Annotated in this window: 21 protein-coding genes; 6 read left to right on the top strand and 15 right to left on the bottom strand. The window is 65.0% G+C overall.

What is annotated here, in order from left to right; translation table 11 throughout:
• Positions 1-145: 145 nt before the first annotated feature.
• The 5 genes from thiL to JI59_RS02265 form a co-directional block, all read right to left on the bottom strand.
• Entirely contained in the window at positions 146-1114 is a 969-nt protein-coding gene (gene thiL, locus JI59_RS02245) for a thiamine-phosphate kinase (protein ID WP_007014974.1), read from the bottom strand.
• Positions 1115-1153: 39 nt separating this feature from the next.
• Positions 1154-1597: a transcription antitermination factor NusB gene (nusB, locus tag JI59_RS02250; RefSeq protein ID WP_007014975.1), complete on the bottom strand. Its 444-nt coding sequence runs from the start codon at positions 1595-1597 to the stop codon at positions 1154-1156.
• The gene (gene hisD / locus JI59_RS02255; protein ID WP_007014976.1) at positions 1594-2883 is read right to left on the bottom strand and encodes a histidinol dehydrogenase; all 1290 of its coding nucleotides are present in this window, start codon (positions 2881-2883) and stop codon (positions 1594-1596) included. Before hisD ends, nusB begins: the two co-directional genes overlap by 4 nt.
• Entirely contained in the window at positions 2883-3542 is a 660-nt protein-coding gene (hisG, locus tag JI59_RS02260) for an ATP phosphoribosyltransferase (protein WP_007014977.1), read from the bottom strand. Before hisG ends, hisD begins: the two co-directional genes overlap by 1 nt.
• A gap of 173 nt (positions 3543-3715) precedes the next feature.
• The gene (locus tag JI59_RS02265) at positions 3716-3988 is read right to left on the bottom strand and encodes a BolA family protein (RefSeq protein WP_174888145.1); all 273 of its coding nucleotides are present in this window, start codon (positions 3986-3988) and stop codon (positions 3716-3718) included.
• A 39-nt stretch (positions 3989-4027) separates the two neighbouring features.
• Between JI59_RS02265 and JI59_RS02270 the strand changes: the two genes are divergently transcribed.
• Positions 4028-4618, top strand: coding sequence for a J domain-containing protein (locus JI59_RS02270; RefSeq protein WP_038575398.1), 591 nt, complete (start codon positions 4028-4030; stop codon positions 4616-4618).
• Positions 4619-4630: 12 nt separating this feature from the next.
• Here the strand turns inward: JI59_RS02270 and JI59_RS02275 are convergent, their stop codons facing one another.
• The 7 genes from JI59_RS02275 to JI59_RS02305 form a co-directional block, all read right to left on the bottom strand.
• Complete coding sequence (locus JI59_RS02275) at positions 4631-5089, bottom strand: SRPBCC family protein (protein WP_007014980.1); 459 nt, start codon at positions 5087-5089, stop codon at positions 4631-4633.
• A 33-nt stretch (positions 5090-5122) separates the two neighbouring features.
• Positions 5123-5776 (bottom strand): glutathione S-transferase family protein, encoded by a 654-nt coding sequence (locus JI59_RS02280; protein WP_007014981.1) that lies wholly within the window; start codon positions 5774-5776, stop codon positions 5123-5125.
• Positions 5773-6159 carry a VOC family protein gene (locus tag JI59_RS02285; RefSeq protein ID WP_007014982.1) on the bottom strand — a complete coding sequence of 129 codons (387 nt, stop codon included), beginning with the start codon at positions 6157-6159 and terminating at the stop codon, positions 5773-5775. Before JI59_RS02285 ends, JI59_RS02280 begins: the two co-directional genes overlap by 4 nt.
• Positions 6160-6229: 70 nt before the next feature.
• Positions 6230-6856, bottom strand: a complete 627-nt coding sequence (locus tag JI59_RS02290) for a glutathione S-transferase family protein (RefSeq protein ID WP_007014983.1) — start codon at positions 6854-6856, stop codon at positions 6230-6232.
• A 76-nt stretch (positions 6857-6932) separates the two neighbouring features.
• Entirely contained in the window at positions 6933-7733 is an 801-nt protein-coding gene (locus JI59_RS02295; protein WP_013833859.1) for a VOC family protein, read from the bottom strand.
• Between the two features lie 2 nt (positions 7734-7735).
• Positions 7736-8095: a DUF1428 domain-containing protein gene (locus tag JI59_RS02300; RefSeq protein ID WP_007014985.1), complete on the bottom strand. Its 360-nt coding sequence runs from the start codon at positions 8093-8095 to the stop codon at positions 7736-7738.
• A 1-nt stretch (position 8096) separates the two neighbouring features.
• A complete protein-coding gene (locus JI59_RS02305; protein WP_007014986.1) occupies positions 8097-8777 on the bottom strand; it encodes a glutathione S-transferase family protein in 681 nt (226 codons plus the stop codon).
• A gap of 114 nt (positions 8778-8891) precedes the next feature.
• On the opposite strand from JI59_RS02305, the gene JI59_RS02310 reads away from it, so the two are divergent.
• Entirely contained in the window at positions 8892-9611 is a 720-nt protein-coding gene (locus JI59_RS02310) for a winged helix-turn-helix transcriptional regulator (protein ID WP_013833856.1), read from the top strand.
• A 111-nt stretch (positions 9612-9722) separates the two neighbouring features.
• Positions 9723-10715, top strand: a complete 993-nt coding sequence (gene cobS / locus JI59_RS02315) for a cobaltochelatase subunit CobS (RefSeq protein WP_007014988.1) — start codon at positions 9723-9725, stop codon at positions 10713-10715.
• Between the two features lie 25 nt (positions 10716-10740).
• Here the strand turns inward: cobS and JI59_RS02320 are convergent, their stop codons facing one another.
• The 3 genes from JI59_RS02320 to fmt are packed head-to-tail and all read right to left on the bottom strand — an operon-like array spanning position 10741 to position 13514.
• Positions 10741-11853 (bottom strand): zinc-binding dehydrogenase, encoded by a 1113-nt coding sequence (locus JI59_RS02320; protein ID WP_007014989.1) that lies wholly within the window; start codon positions 11851-11853, stop codon positions 10741-10743.
• Between the two features lies 1 nt (position 11854).
• On the bottom strand, positions 11855-12601 hold the full coding sequence (gene truA, locus JI59_RS02325) for a tRNA pseudouridine(38-40) synthase TruA (RefSeq protein ID WP_007014990.1): 747 nt from the start codon (positions 12599-12601) through the stop codon (positions 11855-11857).
• Positions 12602-12605: 4 nt separating this feature from the next.
• Positions 12606-13514 (bottom strand): methionyl-tRNA formyltransferase, encoded by a 909-nt coding sequence (fmt, locus tag JI59_RS02330; RefSeq protein WP_038576827.1) that lies wholly within the window; start codon positions 13512-13514, stop codon positions 12606-12608.
• Positions 13515-13628: 114 nt separating this feature from the next.
• On the opposite strand from fmt, the gene recR reads away from it, so the two are divergent.
• The 3 genes from recR to JI59_RS02345 all read left to right on the top strand — a co-directional run bounded on the left by recR (position 13629) and on the right by JI59_RS02345 (position 16528).
• Complete coding sequence (recR, locus tag JI59_RS02335; RefSeq protein ID WP_013833852.1) at positions 13629-14225, top strand: recombination mediator RecR; 597 nt, start codon at positions 13629-13631, stop codon at positions 14223-14225.
• Positions 14226-14299: 74 nt separating this feature from the next.
• Complete coding sequence (def, locus tag JI59_RS02340; protein WP_007014993.1) at positions 14300-14869, top strand: peptide deformylase; 570 nt, start codon at positions 14300-14302, stop codon at positions 14867-14869.
• Positions 14870-14980: 111 nt separating this feature from the next.
• Positions 14981-16528, top strand: a complete 1548-nt coding sequence (locus tag JI59_RS02345) for a DNA recombination protein RmuC (protein ID WP_007014994.1) — start codon at positions 14981-14983, stop codon at positions 16526-16528.

Raw genomic sequence — 16528 nt, forward strand, 5'->3', positions numbered from 1 at the left:
AGAACGCCCCCTTCCCAAAGAGTTCCTCTATTTCGGCGAGTTTTCCCGCTCGAAGTGGCAAGGGCTATAGACAAGGCTCGATACTGGCAAGCGCCATGTTCTAAGGGCTTGCGTACTGTTCACCGACTTGTGCGCGGTCGCAATGTCAGTGCTGGTAGCCGAGGCGCTCGGGCAGGGGGACCGGTTCGTCGTCGTGCATGAGCGTCAGTCCATCGCCCTTGACGACGACGCCGACGGCATTGACCTCGCATCCAAGGCCTGCCGCAGCTTCGCGAATTCCGGCAGTTCTTTCAGGCGGCGCGGTGAATAGCAGGCAGTAGTCGTCGCCCGCTGTGACTGCGGCGATCCGGGCAGCGCGGTCCTGTCCGGCGGTCTCGCGCAAGGCGCGCGAAAGCGGCACGCTTTCGAGGCCAAGGACGATCCGCACCGCGCTTGCGCCCGCCATGCGCCGCGCATCGACGAGAAGGCCGTCGGAAATGTCCATCATCGCATTGACCATCGGGCCAAGCGCAGCGCCGAGTGCGGGAACGGGGGAAGGGCGGCGGTAGCGTTGGCTTAGCCAGCGGGCGTTTTCGGCTGAGAGCGTGGCCGCATTCAACTTGCCGTCGAGGAGCGCGAGCCCGACCCCGGAATCGCCGATCGTGCCGCTGACCCAAACCCGGTCGCCCGGCCGTGCGCCCGAACGCGAGGGGACCGGGCAGCCATGTGGCCCGCGACCCAGCGCCGTGAGCGAGAAACTGCGCGGTGCGCCTTCGGGCATGCGCACCGTATCCCCGCCCAGCAGGGGAAGCGCGAAGTGATCGGCAGCAGCCCTCAGGCCAACGAGAAACGCCGCGTCCCAGGCGGCTTCCCCAAGTGCATGGGAATAGAGGCAGCCAAGCGGCTGAGCGGCTTTCGCCGCCAGGTCGGAGACGTTGACGGCGACCAGCTTCCACGCGACGTCGGCCGGCGGATCGGCGGGCAGGAAATGCACGCCTTCGACCACGGTATCCATGGTCAGGACCAGCTTTTCCCCGCCGATTTCGATGACGGCGGCATCGTCATCGAGCCCGCGCGCGGCCGGATCTGTGGCAATCGCACGCAGCGCTTCGATGAAGGCAAATTCGCTTGTCACGCCAGAAGCATGGCGATGAACCGCGATCCTGTCGAGGGTTCAGCGAACCGCCTTGGCGACCGAATCGAGTACGCCGTTGACGAACTTCGCCTCGCGCGCCTCGAAGAACGCGTGGGCGACGTCGACATATTCGCTGATCGCGGCTCCGGTCGGCACGTCGGCACGGGCCATCAGCTCCCATGCGCCGCAGCGCAGGATCTGGAGCATGGTCTTGTCGAGGCGGGCGAGCGACCAGCCTTCGGCCAGCTTGCCGGTGAGGATCTCGTCGATCTCGTCGCGGCGCGCGATCACGCCCTTGACGACGTCGTCGAAGAAGGCGGTCTCGGCCTTGGCGTACTGGTCCTCGTCGATCTCCATGCCGAGGCGATGGCGATGGAATTCGTCGAGCAGCGAGGCTTGCGGCGTCGCTTCCATGTCATGCTGGTAGAGTGCCTGCACCGCGGCGAGGCGGGCGGCGGCACGGGCTTTGTTACGGGCGGTCATTGGCCAAGCCTTACTTGAATCGAGCGCGCATGCGCGGGGAGCCCTTCCGCATCGGCAAGGGCGACGGCGGCGGGGCCAATGGCCTCGAGCGCCGCCTGGTCGAGCTGGATGAAGCTGGTGCGCTTCATGAAATCGAGGACCGAAAGGCCCGAGGAGAAGCGTGCGCGCCGTCCGGTGGGCAGCACGTGGTTGGGACCCGCGACATAGTCGCCGACCGCTTCGGGGGTCATGCGTCCGAGGAAGACCGACCCGGCGTGGCGGATCTGCTTCATCAGCGCTTCGGGATCGTCCGTGGCGATCTCGACGTGTTCGGCCGCCAGTGCATTGGCGAGGGCAGGGGCCTCGTCGAAGCTGCCGACGACGACGATCACCCCGTTGTCGTTCCAGCTGGTGCGGGCGGTCTGCTCGGTTGCCAATGCTGCCAGTTCGGTCTCGACGGCCGCAGCCACGGCATCGGCGAAGGCAGCGTCGTCGGTGATCAGGATCGACTGCGAGGTCGGATCGTGTTCGGCCTGGCTCAGCAGGTCGGCGGCGATCCGGCGCGGTTCGTTCTTTGCATCGGCGATCACGAGGATTTCGCTCGGCCCGGCAACCATGTCGATGCCGACAACCCCGTAGAGCTGGCGTTTGGCTTCGGCGACCCAGGCATTGCCCGGCCCGGTGATCACGTCGACCGGGGCGATCCGCCCGGTGCCATAGGCCAGAGCGCCAACGGCATGAGCACCGCCCACGCGCCACACCTCGTCCACGCCGGCCAGGTGTGCGGCGGCGAGGACAAGTGCGTTTACTTCGCCCTTGGGGGTGGGGGTGACGACGACGAGACGCTCGACGCCTGCGACCTTGGCGGGAATCGCGTTCATCAGCATCGATGAAGGATAGGCCGCGCGTCCGCCGGGGACGTAGAGGCCCGCAGCGTCGACCGCGCGCCAGGTTGCGCCGAGGCGCACGCCGGCCGCGTCGGTGTAGTCGCGATCCTCGGGAAGCTGCGCTTCGTGATAGGCGCGGATGCGGGTCGCAGCCAGTTCAAGGGCTTCGCGCAGCTCGGGTTTGAGCGCTTCGAAGGCCTCACGGCAGGTTTCGACGTCGACCTGCCAGCCGCTCCGGTCCAGGTCGTGCCCGTCGAAGCGCTGCGTGTATTCGGCCAGCGCAGCGTCGCCGCGTTCGCGCACGGCGGCAAGGATTTCGGCAACGTCCTTGGTGACATCGACCGCGCTTTCGCGGCGGTCGGCGACGACGCGCCGGAAGGCTTCGGCGAAGCCTTCATCGTGTGTCGAAAGGCGCAGCATCAGGCGGGCGCCCCGGCGCCTTCGGCAACGAGTGCGCGGAAACGCTCGACCAGCGAGGCGACACGCTCGTCGGTCTTCAGGGCGGCGCGGTTGACGATCAGGCGCGCGGAGATGTCGAGGATGCGGCTGGTCTCGACCAGGCCGTTCTCCTTGAGCGTGCGCCCGGTGGAGACGAGATCGACGATGCGGCTCGAAAGGCCCAGCGTCGGGGCGAGTTCCATCGCGCCGTTCAGCTTCACGACTTCGGCCTGCACGCCCAGCTTCTCGAAGTGGCGGCGGGTGAGATTCGGATACTTGCTGGCGATGCGCAAGTGCGAGGGCAGCGGCCCGCCGACCTTGTCAGCCATCTCGGCAACCGAGAGGCGGCAATGACCGATGTCGAGATCGACCGGGGCATAAAGGTCGGAATAGTTGAATTCCTCGACCACGTCCGAGCCGACGATGCCGACTTGCGCAGCGCCATGAGCGACGAACGTGGCAACGTCGAATGCGCGCACACGGATCAGGCGCATGTCGCTGCCTTCGCAGGCGAAAGACAGCGCGCGCGACTTCTTGTCGTGGAACTCCGCATCGGGCACCACACCGGCGCGCGCCATCAGCGGCAACGCCTCGTCGAGGATACGGCCCTTGGGCACGGCAAATGTCAGCGGATTTGGCATAGGGCGCGCATTTAGGCGCGGCAGCGGCAAAGGGCAACACGCGATGGAGGGGCAATGCGGCGCGATCGTCTGGATGGCCTGCCTCCATCGCCCCGGTTGCTCATTCAGAGGCCCGCGAGGACCTTGCTGCCTTGTCGCCGATCCGGCCGGATGCCGGGCCTAAGGGCCTGGACCTACTCCCCGGGTGCGCGGGCCTTGATCGCCAGCGCATGGACCTGTTGACCCGGGATGTCGCCCAGCGCCGCATTGACGAGGCGTTGGCGCTGCAGGCGCGAAGCGCCGGCGAAGCGCTCACTCTCGATCACGATGGTAAAGTGCGATTCGCCGCTGCCGTCATCGCCCATATGACCGCTGTGACTGGCGGAATCGTTGGTGATTTCGAGATGGGTGGGGGCAAAGGCCGCTGTGAGCAGTTGCCGCATTTCCTGTGCTATCGGTCCGTTCATGTCTTCCATTTAGGCGCATCCGAGTCCATCTTGAAGCGGGTGAAGTACAGCAGATTTCATGGAAGACACGAAACCGCGGGCCGCGAATGCAGCTGGCCCGGGTGCGAGCATGCGGGCGAATTCCGGGCGCCGGGGGCTCGTCCCTCGGGATTTGACGGCCCGGGAGACTACCGCTGGTTCTGCCTCGAACACGTGCGGCAGTTCAATGCGGGCTACGACTATTTCGAGGGCATGGAGGCCGAAGAGATCCTGCGCGCCCAGTCGCCGCTACACGGATGGGAAACGCATACCCGCGCCTTTCGGCCCGACGCCGGGGTGGACGGCGTGCCGCGCTGGGCCGACTTTGCCGATCCGCTGGAGGCGATCAGCGGCAGGGCCCGCGCGCATGTGCGGCGCAGCCAGGCCGGGATGGGCCCCCAGAACCATCGCTTCACGCCGGACGAACGGCGCGCGCTCGACGTGCTCGGGCTGAACGCGGACATCGACCGCCGGGAGCTGCGCCAGCGCTACACGAGCCTGCTGCGCAAGTATCATCCCGACCATAACGGCGGTGACCGCGGCCACGAGGCGCGCCTGCAGGTGGTGGTCGAGGCCTACCAGTTGCTGCGCCGGGCGGCCGCTTTCGCCTAAGCGCAATTGCGCTTAGGCTGCTTCGGCTTCGCAGATCTCGGCAAGCTGGGCGGCGCAGGCATTCCAGCCCTCGATGAAGCCCATTTCCTCATGGTTGCGGCGGGTTTCCTCGCTCCAGTGGCGGGCCCTGGCGGTATAGCGCGTGCCGTCTGCTTCGGGCGCGATTTCCCAGATTCCGATCATGAAAGGGCCTGATGGCTGAAAGTCCCCGACGACGGCATCGGTAGTCACGAAGCGCTCGCCCTCGTCATAGGCGAGGTAGATGCCGACCTGCGGGGCGACTTCGCCATTGGGGCCGTACATGGTCATCCGGCAGGCGCCGCCAGGGCGGCGTTCCTGCTGGTCCACCTCGACGCGCCATGGCCTGGGGCACCACCATTCCTCCTGCCGCTCGGCCATGACTTCCCAGACCTTGGCAGGCGGCGCGGCAATGAAACGGGTTACCGACAGCTCATTGGATGCCTCGGACATCGATCTCTCTCCTTTTGGAAGTCCGGTTTCGATTCAGTCCCGGTCGGGCGCGCCGAGCGGGAAAAAGGCGCGATAAGGCCGGGCGGCATCGACACATTTGGCGACCGGGGGCAGGGCGAGCAGGTGAGCGCGCCAGCGTTTGAGCCGCGACATGCCATCGGCGATGGGATGCACCCAGTCGGCGTAGAACAGCGAAGGCGCCGCCGCGCATTCGATCAGCGTCACGCTTTCGGGCAATTCGTAGGATCCGAGCCAGGCCTCCAGCCAGCCGTACGTGCGGTCCAGCCGTCCGCGCTGTTCGGCCACGCGCGCCATGTCGGGATTCTCGGGCGCGCGCAGGTATTCGTCGACCACGGCCTGCATCGGGGCCATGACGTAATTGTCGAAGACCCGGTCCATCATCCGCACCCGCGCGGCTTCGGATGCATCGAAGGGAAGCAGGCCTGCATCGGGCGCGTGATGCAACGCGATGTGCTCGACGATCGATGTCGCTTCGAAAATGCGGGTCTTGCCGTCGACGAGGACCGGAAACTTGCCGAGCGGCCCCGTCGTCTGGACGACTTCTCCATTTTCGGGATGGTCTGGGTCGACGATGCGAAAGTCGAAGGCGATCTGCGCGGCGTGAAGCGCGATCATCGCCTTCCAGGTATAGGACGAAAAGGGGTGACCGTAGAGCACGAGACTCATGCTTCGGCCTCTGAGTAAGGAGCAGTCAGGGCTTCGAGGTTGTGGCCGTCAGGCCCTTCGAAATAGACGCCCCGGCCGCCGAACCTGTGATTGATCTGCCCGGGTTGTTCCTGGCCGGGATCGGCCCAGAAGCGGATGCCCTTTTCCTTGATGCGGGCGAAGATGGCGTCGAACTCTTCATCGCTGACCAGGAAGGCATAGTGTTGCCGCGCGATTGGGCCCTCTCTGTCGGCAAAGTCCAATGATGCTCCGTTGGCGAGTTCAAGGACGCGAAAGCGTCCGAAACTGCCCGGCTCGGGCAGGCCGAGAATATCCGCGACAAACCTCGCCGAATGATTCTTGTCCGAAGACCATACGATCGTGTGGTTCAGCTCGACGCTCACGCTTCCGCTCCGCTTTGCGCGCCCTCATAAGCCTTGCCTTCGCGCGCAAGGCCGGTGCGGTTCTTCGCTGTCATTTCCTCATCTCCGCTATCAGGGCATTGTCGACCGCCTTGGCTGCCTTGTAGGCCCGGCGCGACTGGACCCGCTCGGCATAGCCGACGAAAGCCCGGCGGGGCGGCATCACGCCGAAATTGAGGCCCCAGTCGACCGAACTGCCGACATAGACGTCGGCCATAGTGAAGCGGTCCCCGCAGACCCAGCGCACGTTGTCGAGATGCGCTTCGAGTGCGTCCATCGTGCGATCGAAGTTGCCCCAACCGGCCATCGCCTCCTGCTCCGGCGTCGGTTCGAAGCGGAGACTGCGCGAAGTGATCGCCTGCTCGACCGGCCCCGAGGCGAAGAAAGTCCAGCGATAGTAGTCGGCCATCTCCGAATCGTTGGGCAGCAGGCCTGCCTCGGGATGCATTTCGGCGAGGTAGAGGCAGATCGCTGCAGCCTCGGTCACGACCCTGTCGCCATCCTCGGCATGATGGATCAGGGTCGGCACCTTGCCCATCGGATTGGCGGCAAGAAATGCGGCCGGCTTGTCCTTCCAGTCAACGAGGACCTGGTCATAGTCCGCACCCGCTTCGTGCAGGGCCCAGCGGGCGATCTGTCCGCGCGACATCGGGTTGGTGAAGAAGGTATAATCGGCCACTGTCCGGTCTCCTCAAGACGCCAAGGCTTTAGGGGAACATGCGTAGAACATGTGCCGCGCGTCAATGCCTATTCGCTTATTCGCCCTTGGGGCCGACCAGACCGAACGGGGCGCCATGAGGATCGAGACCGACCACGATCCATTCGCCGCCCGGAACTTCGTGCGGCCCCATGATGATCTGCCCTCCGGCATCTTCGATCCGCTGCTTTGCGGCGAGCAATGAGGGCACCCCGAAATAGAACAGCCACAAGGTTGGCTGCTGCGGGTTCATCTGCGGCATGATTGCGCCCAGGGTGACGCCGTGATGATCGATGAAGCAGTAGTCGCCCATCTCGCCCATCGCCATCTTTTCGTTGAATGCGTATCCGAAATGACGGGCGTAGAAGTCCATCGATGCGGCCTGGTCGGGACTGGCCAGTTCGTTCCAGCGCACGTGCTGGTTTTCGGACACGGAGAAGACGTCGCTGGCGGCATCGGGCTTATCCGCAGGCGGGATCGGGGCCATGAGGTAGATCGGGACGCCCTGCGGATCGGTGACCATCGCAATGCGGCCAACGGGCAGGTCGCTTGCGGGCATCATCACCTTGCCGCCTTCCGCTTCGATCTCGGCCACTTCGCGGTCGACATCGGGCGTATGAAGATAGGGCAGCCATGTGGGCCGTGCGCCGCCGGCAACCATCTCGTCCGTCAATTTGAGCATTCCGCCCGCATTGCCGCCGTCGGAACGCTCGAACATGCGGTAATCCATGCCGCCGGTCTGGTCAGGCGTACCTGCCGCAACCGTCCAGCCCACGACGCTGCCGTAGAAGCGCGCCGCCGCATCGGGATCGGTCGTCATCAGTTCGTACCAGATGAAGCTTCCTGTAGGATTGGTCATGGTCACGCTCCCATGTCGACGATGGGCGTAAAGCAGCCGAAGATCATCCGTGCCCCGTCGAATGGGACGGGGTTGTTGTTCATGTCCATGCGCGGATCGGCCATGACCGCGTCCATGCCCTTGTCGCGGGTGGCCTTGTCGGGCCACTCGATCCAGCTGAAGACGACCGCCTCGTCGTCCCGGGCCGCGACGCTGCGGTAGAAATCGGTCTGCTTTCCGTGCGGAACGTCTTCAGCCCAGCATTCGACGACGCGGCTGGCGCCCTTTTCGACGAACAAGGCGTCGAATTCCTCGGCATGGGCGATGAAGCTGGCCTTGTTCGCGATGGGGACCGCGATCACGAATCCTTCGACATAAGTCATGTCAGGCTCCTGCGGGTTCGACCGGGGCATGGGCATCGAAAACGTCCAGTTGTGCTTTTAATGCAGTCTGGAACGCCGGACGTGCAGTGGCCCGTTCGACATAGGCGGCGAGGCCGGGGCGGTCATCGAGCTGTCCGCGTCCGGCCAGTTCGCGCAGGGCCGTGACCATCGCGATATCGGCGATGGAAAATTCGCCGGCGATCCAGCCGTCCTGCGGCGCCCGCGCTTCGAGCCGGTCGAGCCGCCTGGCCACGGTTTCCAGCAGTGAGGGGCGGCGCAGGGGCGCCCAGTCGGACTTGGCGGAGAAAGTCTCCACATTGTTGAGTTCGAATACCATCGGCTCGATGCTGTTGAACGCCGCGAACAGCCATGAAAGCGTCGACGCGCGGGCTTGCCCGCTTTGCGGGAGAAGACCACCGCCTTTCTCGGCCAGGTGGATCAGGATCGCTCCGCTTTCGAACTGGCACACTTCACCGTCGCGCAGGAACGGCACCTGGCCCCAGGGCTGGTCGTCGTAGTACCACTCGGGCCGTTTCATTGCGCTGATCAGCCGCTCGCGATAGGGCAGGCCGAGTTCCTCGCAGGCCCAGCGCGGGCGCAAGTCGCGCACGAAACCGCGAGCAAAGGAAGGGACCCAGTCGAAGGCAGTGATCTCGATTTCGGCATCGGGGCGAATCGGCATCCGTACTCTCCTGTATGTCGACGAACGGCGGGGGCAGTCCGTGTTGGCTTGCGATGCGCTTTATGGCGAATCGAGCTTGCGCAAGGGTGTGCTTGAGGGTTACAAAAAGCAACTATGAAGTTACAAAAAGATACCAAAGGGTCGAAAGTTGCGGTGAGTAGTGACGAGGGACCGCATGGCCGGTGGTACGCCGATGCCTGCGGCGCGGCCTTCGCCATGGAGCTGATCGGCGAGCGGTGGTCCTTGCTGATCGTGCGTGAAATGATGCTGGGCGCCCGCCGCTTCAGCGAACTGCGCCAGGCGCTCCCCAACCTAAGCGCCAAGGTGCTGACCGAGCGGCTGGAGACGCTGCAGGCGAACGGGATTGTCGCCCGATCGTTCCGCAAGCCGCCGGTTTCCGCGCAAGTCTATGGCCTGACCGACTGGGGCAGGGCGCTCGAGCCGGTGTTGCAGGAACTTGGCCGCTGGGCGGTGCGCTCGCCGTTGCACGACCACACACTTCCGTTGACGCCCGTTGCGCTGATGCTTTCCTTGCGCACGATGATCGTTCCGGCCCGGGCGAGCGGGTTGGAGCTGTGGATCGCGTTCAACGTGGGCGAGCAGCACTTTGCAGGGCGTCTGCGTGAGGGTGACCTGGCGATTCACCCCATCGGGGAGGGGATGACTTCGCCCGACCTGCGCTTCACGGCGCCGGATGCGACCGATTTCCTGCCCGTTTTCTACGGCAAGCAAAGCCCTGCCGAAGCCGGGGGCAAGCTGAAGATCGAAGGCGATCCGGCCTTGGCGCAGCGTTTCATCGACCTGTTCGCCTTGCCGCCCAAGTGCGAAGGCTGAGGCGCGGGGGGAGGAAGGGCCAGCTTGCCTCCCGCAAGTCACAGGTCCACCGCTTCAACCCCGTAAAGCTTATTGCGGTGCAGCGCCCGGTCCTTTAGGCGAGGTCACGCAATGACTGACTCCGCGAACATCAAGACCGACCGCCGCGATTCCACGCTGCTTGCCGCTCCCGATATCGAGATCGACGTCCGCGAGACGTTCGGTATCGACATCGACATGAAGGTGCCTGCCTTCTCCAAGGCGGACGAGCGCGTGCCCGATCTCGACGAGACTTACGTCTTCGATCCGGACACTACGCTGGCGATCCTTGCCGGCTTTGCCTACAACCGGCGCGTCATGGTGCAGGGATACCACGGCACCGGCAAGTCGACCCATATCGAGCAGGTCGCAGCGCGCCTCAACTGGCCGTGCATCCGCATCAACCTTGACGCGCACATCAGCCGCATCGACCTGATCGGCCGCGATGCCATCGTCCTGCGCGACGGGTTGCAGGTCACCGAGTTCCGCGAGGGCCTGTTGCCCTGGGCTCTGCAGCACCCGGTCGCGCTGGTCTTCGACGAGTACGACGCAGGCCGCCCGGACGTCATGTTCGTGATCCAGCGCATCCTCGAGACCGAGGGCAAGCTGACGCTTCTCGACCAGAATCGCGTGATCCGCCCGGACCGCAATTTCCGCCTCTTCGCCACGGCAAACACCGTGGGCCTTGGCGATACCTCGGGCCTTTATCACGGCACCCAGCAGATCAACCAGGGCCAGATGGACCGCTGGAACATGGTCGTGGGCCTCAACTACCTGCCTGAGGACATCGAAGTGGACATCGTCCACAAGAAGGTCCCGAGCATGGACGTGAAGACCATCACCGACATGGTGAAGGTTGCCGACTTCTCGCGCCAGGGCTTCATGAACGGCGATATCTCGACCGTGATGAGCCCGCGTTCAGTGATCACCTGGGCCCAGAACGCCGAGATCTTCAAGGACGTCGGCTTCGCGTTCCGTCTCACCTTCCTCAACAAGTGCGACGAGACCGAACGCGTGATGGTGGCCGAGTACTACCAGCGCGTCTTCGGCACCGACCTTCCCGAAAGCGTCGTGGGCAAGGTCTGACCCTGCCCACGCCCGGCCTGCCCGATCACCCGTTGGGCAGGATCAGGAATTTCTGTCCGGTTCGCCGCGCCGCGTAACGGCACACCGCTTCGCGCGTGAGCATGTCGCCAAGACCGATGCGGTCGCTGAAGCGGCTGGCGAAAGTGGTGTCCAGGCCCTGCATGACGCGAGCGCGCATGCGCCCGGCTACCTGCGGTCCGACTTTGGCGAGGAAATTGGGCAGCAGCCATCCGGCTAGCTCCCAGGCGAAGCCGATGTTGCCGGCGATCGTGGTCGGCCCGGTATCCAGCTTTCCATAGATGTAGACCTTCTTGAATTCGGACGAACCGTAGCGGTTGAATTCGATATCCCTGGCCGCGTCCACTTCCATCGCATTGAGCATGGCGCTGGCCATGGTGCCGCCGCCGATGGGATCGAAGCCGAGGCGTGCACCGGTTTCGGAGACCGCGGCAACGAGCCTGGACATGAAATCGGGCTCTGACGAGTTGACTATGTACTTGGCACCAAGGTCCTGCAGCAGCTTCACCTGTTCATCGCTGCGCACGATGTTGATGAGGTCGATCCCGTCCTCCTGGCAGATGCGTACCAGCATCTGGCCCAGGTTCGACGCGGCGGCGGCGTGGATCAGGGCGGTGAAGCCTTCGGCCTTCATCGTTTCCACGAAGCCCAGCGCGGTCATCGGATTGACGAAGCTGGAGGCCGCCTGCTCGGCGCTCGTGGCATCGTCAAGGGCAATCGCCATCGCGGCATCGCAATAGGCATAGGTGGCATAGGCCGTGCCCGGAACGCAGGCGACGCGTTTGCCCATCAGTGCCTGCGCTGCCGGGTCGTCACCGGCAGCGACGACAGTGCCTGCGCCTTCGCTCCCTGCTGGCAGGTCAAGGCCATGGCGCGCGCTTGCAACCCTGGTGTAGGCCTCGGGCATCTGCGCGACGAGCTTGCCGGGAGAGTAGGTAGCGTTTTCAATGTCGGCCGCCGCGAAAAGGAGGGCGAGGTCCGAAGGGTTGATCGGCGATGCTTCCATGCGGACCAGAACCTGGCGGCCCTTTGGCGCCTCCCAGGTCCGTTCGCGCAATTGCACGGTCAAGGTGCCGTTGGCGTCGAGCCGCGTTGTGAGTTCCTTGCCGGTATGGCTCATGTCATTCTCCAGAATATACGGCCCTTACGAAATAAAGGCCGTCCGGGGGGGCATTCAATCCGAGCGCCTGGCGGTCGCGCGCTTCCAGTGCTTCGCGCACCTGCTCCTCGCGCCAGCGGCCCATGCCGACCATGGCAAGGCAGCCGACCATCGAGCGCACCTGATGGTGCAGGAAGCTGCGCGCCTCGGCCTCGATCAGGACATGTTCGCCCTCGCGCCGCACGTCGAGGCGATCCAGCGTCTTGAGCGGGCTCTGCGCCTGGCAATGGGCCGAGCGGAAGGTGGTGAAGTCATGACGCCCGACAAGGAACTGTGCGGCGCGATGCATCGCCTGTGCGTCGAGCGGCTTGGCGACCTGCCACGCCTTGCCGCGCTCTAGAGTGAGCGGGGCGCGGCGGTTGACGATGCGATAGATGTAGGCGCGCCCGATGCACGAAAAGCGGGCGTGCCAGTCGTCGGGCACTTCCTCGCAGGCGATCACGGCGATGGGGTCGGGGCGCAGCTTTGCGTTGATCGCTTCCATCAGCCGGAAGGGTGTGAACGGCTTTTCGATCTCGACATGGGCCCGCATCGCCAGGGCGTGGACGCCCGCATCGGTGCGTCCGGCCGCGTGCATGATCGCGGTTTCTCCGGTGATCGCGTGGACGGCGTCCTCGACGCTCTGCTGCACCGAGGGGCCGTGAGCCTGTCGCTGCAGGCCCATGAACGGGCTGCCGTCGAATTCGAGCGTGAGGGCGTAGCGCGTCATCGGGTCAGGCGATCACGGTTCCGGCCGGGACCGGGCGGCCGCGCAGCAGGTCGGCGGTATCCATCGCGGGCTTGCCGGCGCGCTGGATGCGCATGACCCGGATCGCGCCCGAAGCGCAGGCGATCGTCAAGGCATCGTCGAGCACGGCGCCGGGATTGCCCGATCCTTCGACGACCTGTGCGGAGAGAACCTTGTAGCGCTCGCCCTCCAGCTCGAAAAAGGCGCCGGGGGCTGGCTGGAAGGCGCGCACCTGCCGTTCCACCTGATCTGCATCGGCGGTGAAATCGAGGCGGGCCTCTGCCTTTTCGATCTTCCTGGCGTAAGTCACGCCGTCTTCGGGCTGGGTGACCGGGCGGTGATTGTCCAGCTCGCGCAAGGTGCCGACCATGAGCTGCGCGCCCTTGTCGGCCAGTTCGTCGGTCAGTTCGCCGGCGGTCTTGGCGTCGATCGTGGTGCGCAGGGTCGCCAGCATCGGCCCGGTATCCAGCCCGGCTTCCATCTGCATGATCGTCACGCCCGTCGTCGGATCGCCGGCAAGGATGGCCCGCTGGATCGGCGCGGCGCCGCGCCAGCGCGGCAGGATCGAGGCGTGGATGTTGAGGCAGCCCTTGCGCGGGGCATCGAGGATCGCCTGCGGCAGGAGCAAACCGTAAGCCGCGACGATGGCGACGTCGGCCTCCAGCGCCGCGAACGCGGCTTGCTCTTCCGCGCCTTTCAGCGAAACCGGGTGGCGCACTTCGATGCCGCGCACTTCGGCTTCCTTGTGGACCGGGGAGGGGGTCAGTTCCTTGCCGCGACGGCCGCCGGGGCGCGGCGGCTGGGTATAGACGGCCACGACTTCATGCCCCGCCTCCACCAGCGCGACGAGCGCCGGCACTGCGAACTGGGGCGTTCCCATGAAGATGATGCGCAATTCGATTCTCCGCTCGCCTGAGGCCGGAACCTGTCGAAGAGTCGAAGGGCGCGATTGCGCATAAGACATGGTCATGCTTCGACAAGCTCTGCCCGAGCGGTTAGGGAATTGGCCATGGCATCGCAAGAGATCGAGACGCTTACTGCCGCCTTGTCGCGGCTGCCCGGGCTGGGGCCGCGTTCGGCGCGGCGCGCGGTTCTCTGGCTGATAAAGCGGCGCGAGACGTCGCTGGTGCAGTTGCTAGAGGCGCTCTCTGCCGTGCGCGATACGCTCGTCGAATGCGATACCTGCGGCAATATCGATACCGCCAACCCTTGCGGGATCTGCGCCGATCCGCGCCGCGATGCCCGTTCGATCTGCGTTGTCGAGGAAGTTGCCGACTTGTGGGCGCTCGACCGTGCGCGCCTGTTCACCGGCAAGTATCACGTGCTGGGCGGACGGCTCTCCGCGCTCGACGGGGTCCGCCCGGAAGACCTGACGATTGACCGCCTGCTGGCGCGAGTCGCGCAAGGGCAGGTCGATGAAGTGGTGCTGGCGATGAATGCCACGCTGGAAGGCCAGACGACCGCGCACTACATCGCCGAGCGGCTGGAGGCCTATCCGGTGCGCATTACCCAGCTGGCCCACGGGCTCCCGGTGGGCGGTGAACTGGACTATCTCGACGAGGGTACGCTCGCCCAGGCGATCCGGGCGCGCAGGCCGGTCGGCTGAGAAATCGCGAAGACCGCAATTCTGCGCGCATCGTCAATATTGCGAAAATCGCGCTTCGCCCTTATTTGCGATACATGGCTATTCGCGAAATCCTGGAAGTTCCCGACCCGCGCCTGAAGCAGGTCTCCGCGCCCGTCGAAAAGTTCGACGACGAGCTCAAGACGCTTGTCGATGACATGTTCGAGACGATGTACGATGCCCCCGGCATCGGCCTTGCCGCCATTCAGGTCGGTGTGCCGCTGCGCGTTCTGGTCATCGATCTCCAGCCCGAAGATCCCGATGCCGAGCCGGAAGTCTGCACCGCCCACGGCGGCCATGCCCACACGCATCAGCCGACCAAGCGCGAGCCGCGGATCTTCATCAATCCCGAAATCCTCGAACCTTCCGAGGAGCACTCGGTCTATCAGGAAGGCTGTCTCTCGGTTCCCGAGATCTACGCCGAAGTGGAGCGTCCGGCCCGCATACGCGCGCGCTGGCAGGACCTTGAGGGCAATGTCCATGAAGAAGACATGGACGACCTCATGGCCACGTGCCTCCAGCACGAGATGGACCACCTCGAAGGCATCCTGTTCATCGATCACCTCTCGCGCCTGAAGCGCCAGATGGTCCTCAAGAAGCTCGACAAGCTGCGCAAGGCAGCCTGATTGCTGCGGAGCGGTCCTGGCACAGGGCCGCTCCCGCACCTTCCCATCATTCCTGTCGATAGTTCGATGCAGGGTCTGGCGTTCCTGAAACGTTCCGGATAACCTGACGGAATGGAAGGGATCATTTTCGCTATCGTCGCCCTCGTCATCGGGCTGGGGCTGGGCTGGTTCTTCGGTTCGCGGACGGGCGCGCAGTGGCGCGGCCAGTTCGAGACGCGTGACCGTGAGGCGCGCGAGCTGGACGAGAAGTTCCGTGCCGCGATTCGCGATCTGGCGAGCGCTGAAGAGCGCGCCAGCCGCGCCGATGCATTGGGCGAAGCGCTTGAGCGGACGCGCAGCGAAAATGCCCAGCGCATCGAGCAGTTGCGTGCCGAGGCGGGAGCCGCGCTCGAGTGTGTGCGCAGTGAAGCGACGGCGACGCTCGACAAGGTCCGTTCGGACAATGCCGCGCTTGTCGACGGCCTGCGACGGGAACAGCGCGAACTGGCCTCCGAACTGGCGACCCTGCGCGAAAAGACCGCCAATTTCGACGAGCAGAAGCGCCTTTTGCTCCAGGCGCAGGAAGCCTTGCGCAAGGAATTCGAGAATGCCGGGGCCAAGGTCCTCGAAGGTGCGCAGGAGGCCTTCCTGCGCCGCGCCGGCGCTCGCTTCGAGGAAAGCGAAAAGGCCAATGCCGAACGTATCCGCTCGCTGCTCGAACCGGTCGGGGCGCGGCTCAGGAGCTACGAGGAACAGGTCCAGGTGCTCGAGGCCAAGCGAGTCGATTCGTTCGGCCAGCTCACCGGCCTGATCCAGTCGATGCGCGAAGGGCAGGAGAAAGTGCGCGAGGAAGCCGCAAGGCTCGGCAATTCACTGCGCAATGCCCCCAAGGCGCGCGGGCGCTGGGGCGAGCAGCAGCTGCGCAACGTGCTGGAACAGTGCGGCCTGTCCGAACACACCGATTTCATTACCGAGCACTCCATCGAGACCGAGGACGGGCGCCTGCGGCCCGATGCCATCGTCAACATTCCCGGCCACAAGAAGCTGGTGATCGACGCGAAGGTTTCGCTCAATGCCTATCAGGAGGCGTTCGAGGCGCAGGACGACATCGCGCGCGAAGGGGCGCTGCGCCAGCACGTCGCCTCGATGCGCAATCACGTCCAGACGCTCGGCGCGAAGAGCTACCAGAGCCAGTTCGAGGACGCGCCCGACTATGTCGTGATGTTCGTGCCGGGCGAACATTTCGTGGCCGCCGCGCTCGAATACGATCCGGAGCTGTGGGACTTCGCCTTCCGCAACCGCGTGCTGCTGGCAACGCCGACCAACCTCGTCGCCATCGCCCGCACCGTCGCGCAGGTCTGGCGTCAGGACGGTCTGGCCCGCGAGGCGCGAGAGATCGGGCGCATGGGCGGCGAACTCTACGATCGCCTTGCCGTTGCCGCCGAACACATGAAGCGCGTGGGCGCGGGGCTGGAAAGCGCGGTCAACAACTACAACAAGTTCGTCGGCAGCTTCGAGCGCAACGTGCTGTCCTCGGGCAAGCGCCTGCGCGACAAGCACATCGAGATCGGCAAGCGGGAAATCGAGGACGTACCGCAGGTGGAATCCATGCCGCGCTATGGCGTCGATTCGCTTGAGGAGGATCCGGAGACGCCGTCGCTCCCGGCCGCCGCCGAATAG

This window comes from Novosphingobium pentaromativorans US6-1, from assembly GCF_000767465.1.
Classification (GTDB): Bacteria; Pseudomonadota; Alphaproteobacteria; order Sphingomonadales; family Sphingomonadaceae; genus Novosphingobium; species Novosphingobium pentaromativorans.

Coding starts and splice junctions, on each gene's coding strand:
- nusB (WP_007014975.1), bottom strand. CDS start 1,597: ATGACCGCCCGTAACAAAGCCCGTGCCGCCGCCCGCCTCGCCGCGGTG.
- hisD (WP_007014976.1), bottom strand. CDS start 2,883: ATGCTGCGCCTTTCGACACACGATGAAGGCTTCGCCGAAGCCTTCCGG.
- hisG (WP_007014977.1), bottom strand. CDS start 3,542: ATGCCAAATCCGCTGACATTTGCCGTGCCCAAGGGCCGTATCCTCGAC.
- JI59_RS02265 (WP_174888145.1), bottom strand. CDS start 3,988: ATGAACGGACCGATAGCACAGGAAATGCGGCAACTGCTCACAGCGGCC.
- JI59_RS02275 (WP_007014980.1), bottom strand. CDS start 5,089: ATGTCCGAGGCATCCAATGAGCTGTCGGTAACCCGTTTCATTGCCGCG.
- JI59_RS02280 (WP_007014981.1), bottom strand. CDS start 5,776: ATGAGTCTCGTGCTCTACGGTCACCCCTTTTCGTCCTATACCTGGAAG.
- JI59_RS02295 (WP_013833859.1), bottom strand. CDS start 7,733: ATGACCAATCCTACAGGAAGCTTCATCTGGTACGAACTGATGACGACC.
- JI59_RS02300 (WP_007014985.1), bottom strand. CDS start 8,095: ATGACTTATGTCGAAGGATTCGTGATCGCGGTCCCCATCGCGAACAAG.
- JI59_RS02305 (WP_007014986.1), bottom strand. CDS start 8,777: ATGCCGATTCGCCCCGATGCCGAAATCGAGATCACTGCCTTCGACTGG.
- JI59_RS02310 (WP_013833856.1), top strand. CDS start 8,892: ATGAAGTTACAAAAAGATACCAAAGGGTCGAAAGTTGCGGTGAGTAGT.
- cobS (WP_007014988.1), top strand. CDS start 9,723: ATGACTGACTCCGCGAACATCAAGACCGACCGCCGCGATTCCACGCTG.
- JI59_RS02320 (WP_007014989.1), bottom strand. CDS start 11,853: ATGAGCCATACCGGCAAGGAACTCACAACGCGGCTCGACGCCAACGGC.
- truA (WP_007014990.1), bottom strand. CDS start 12,601: ATGACGCGCTACGCCCTCACGCTCGAATTCGACGGCAGCCCGTTCATG.
- recR (WP_013833852.1), top strand. CDS start 13,629: ATGGCATCGCAAGAGATCGAGACGCTTACTGCCGCCTTGTCGCGGCTG.
- def (WP_007014993.1), top strand. CDS start 14,300: ATGGCTATTCGCGAAATCCTGGAAGTTCCCGACCCGCGCCTGAAGCAG.
- JI59_RS02345 (WP_007014994.1), top strand. CDS start 14,981: ATGGAAGGGATCATTTTCGCTATCGTCGCCCTCGTCATCGGGCTGGGG.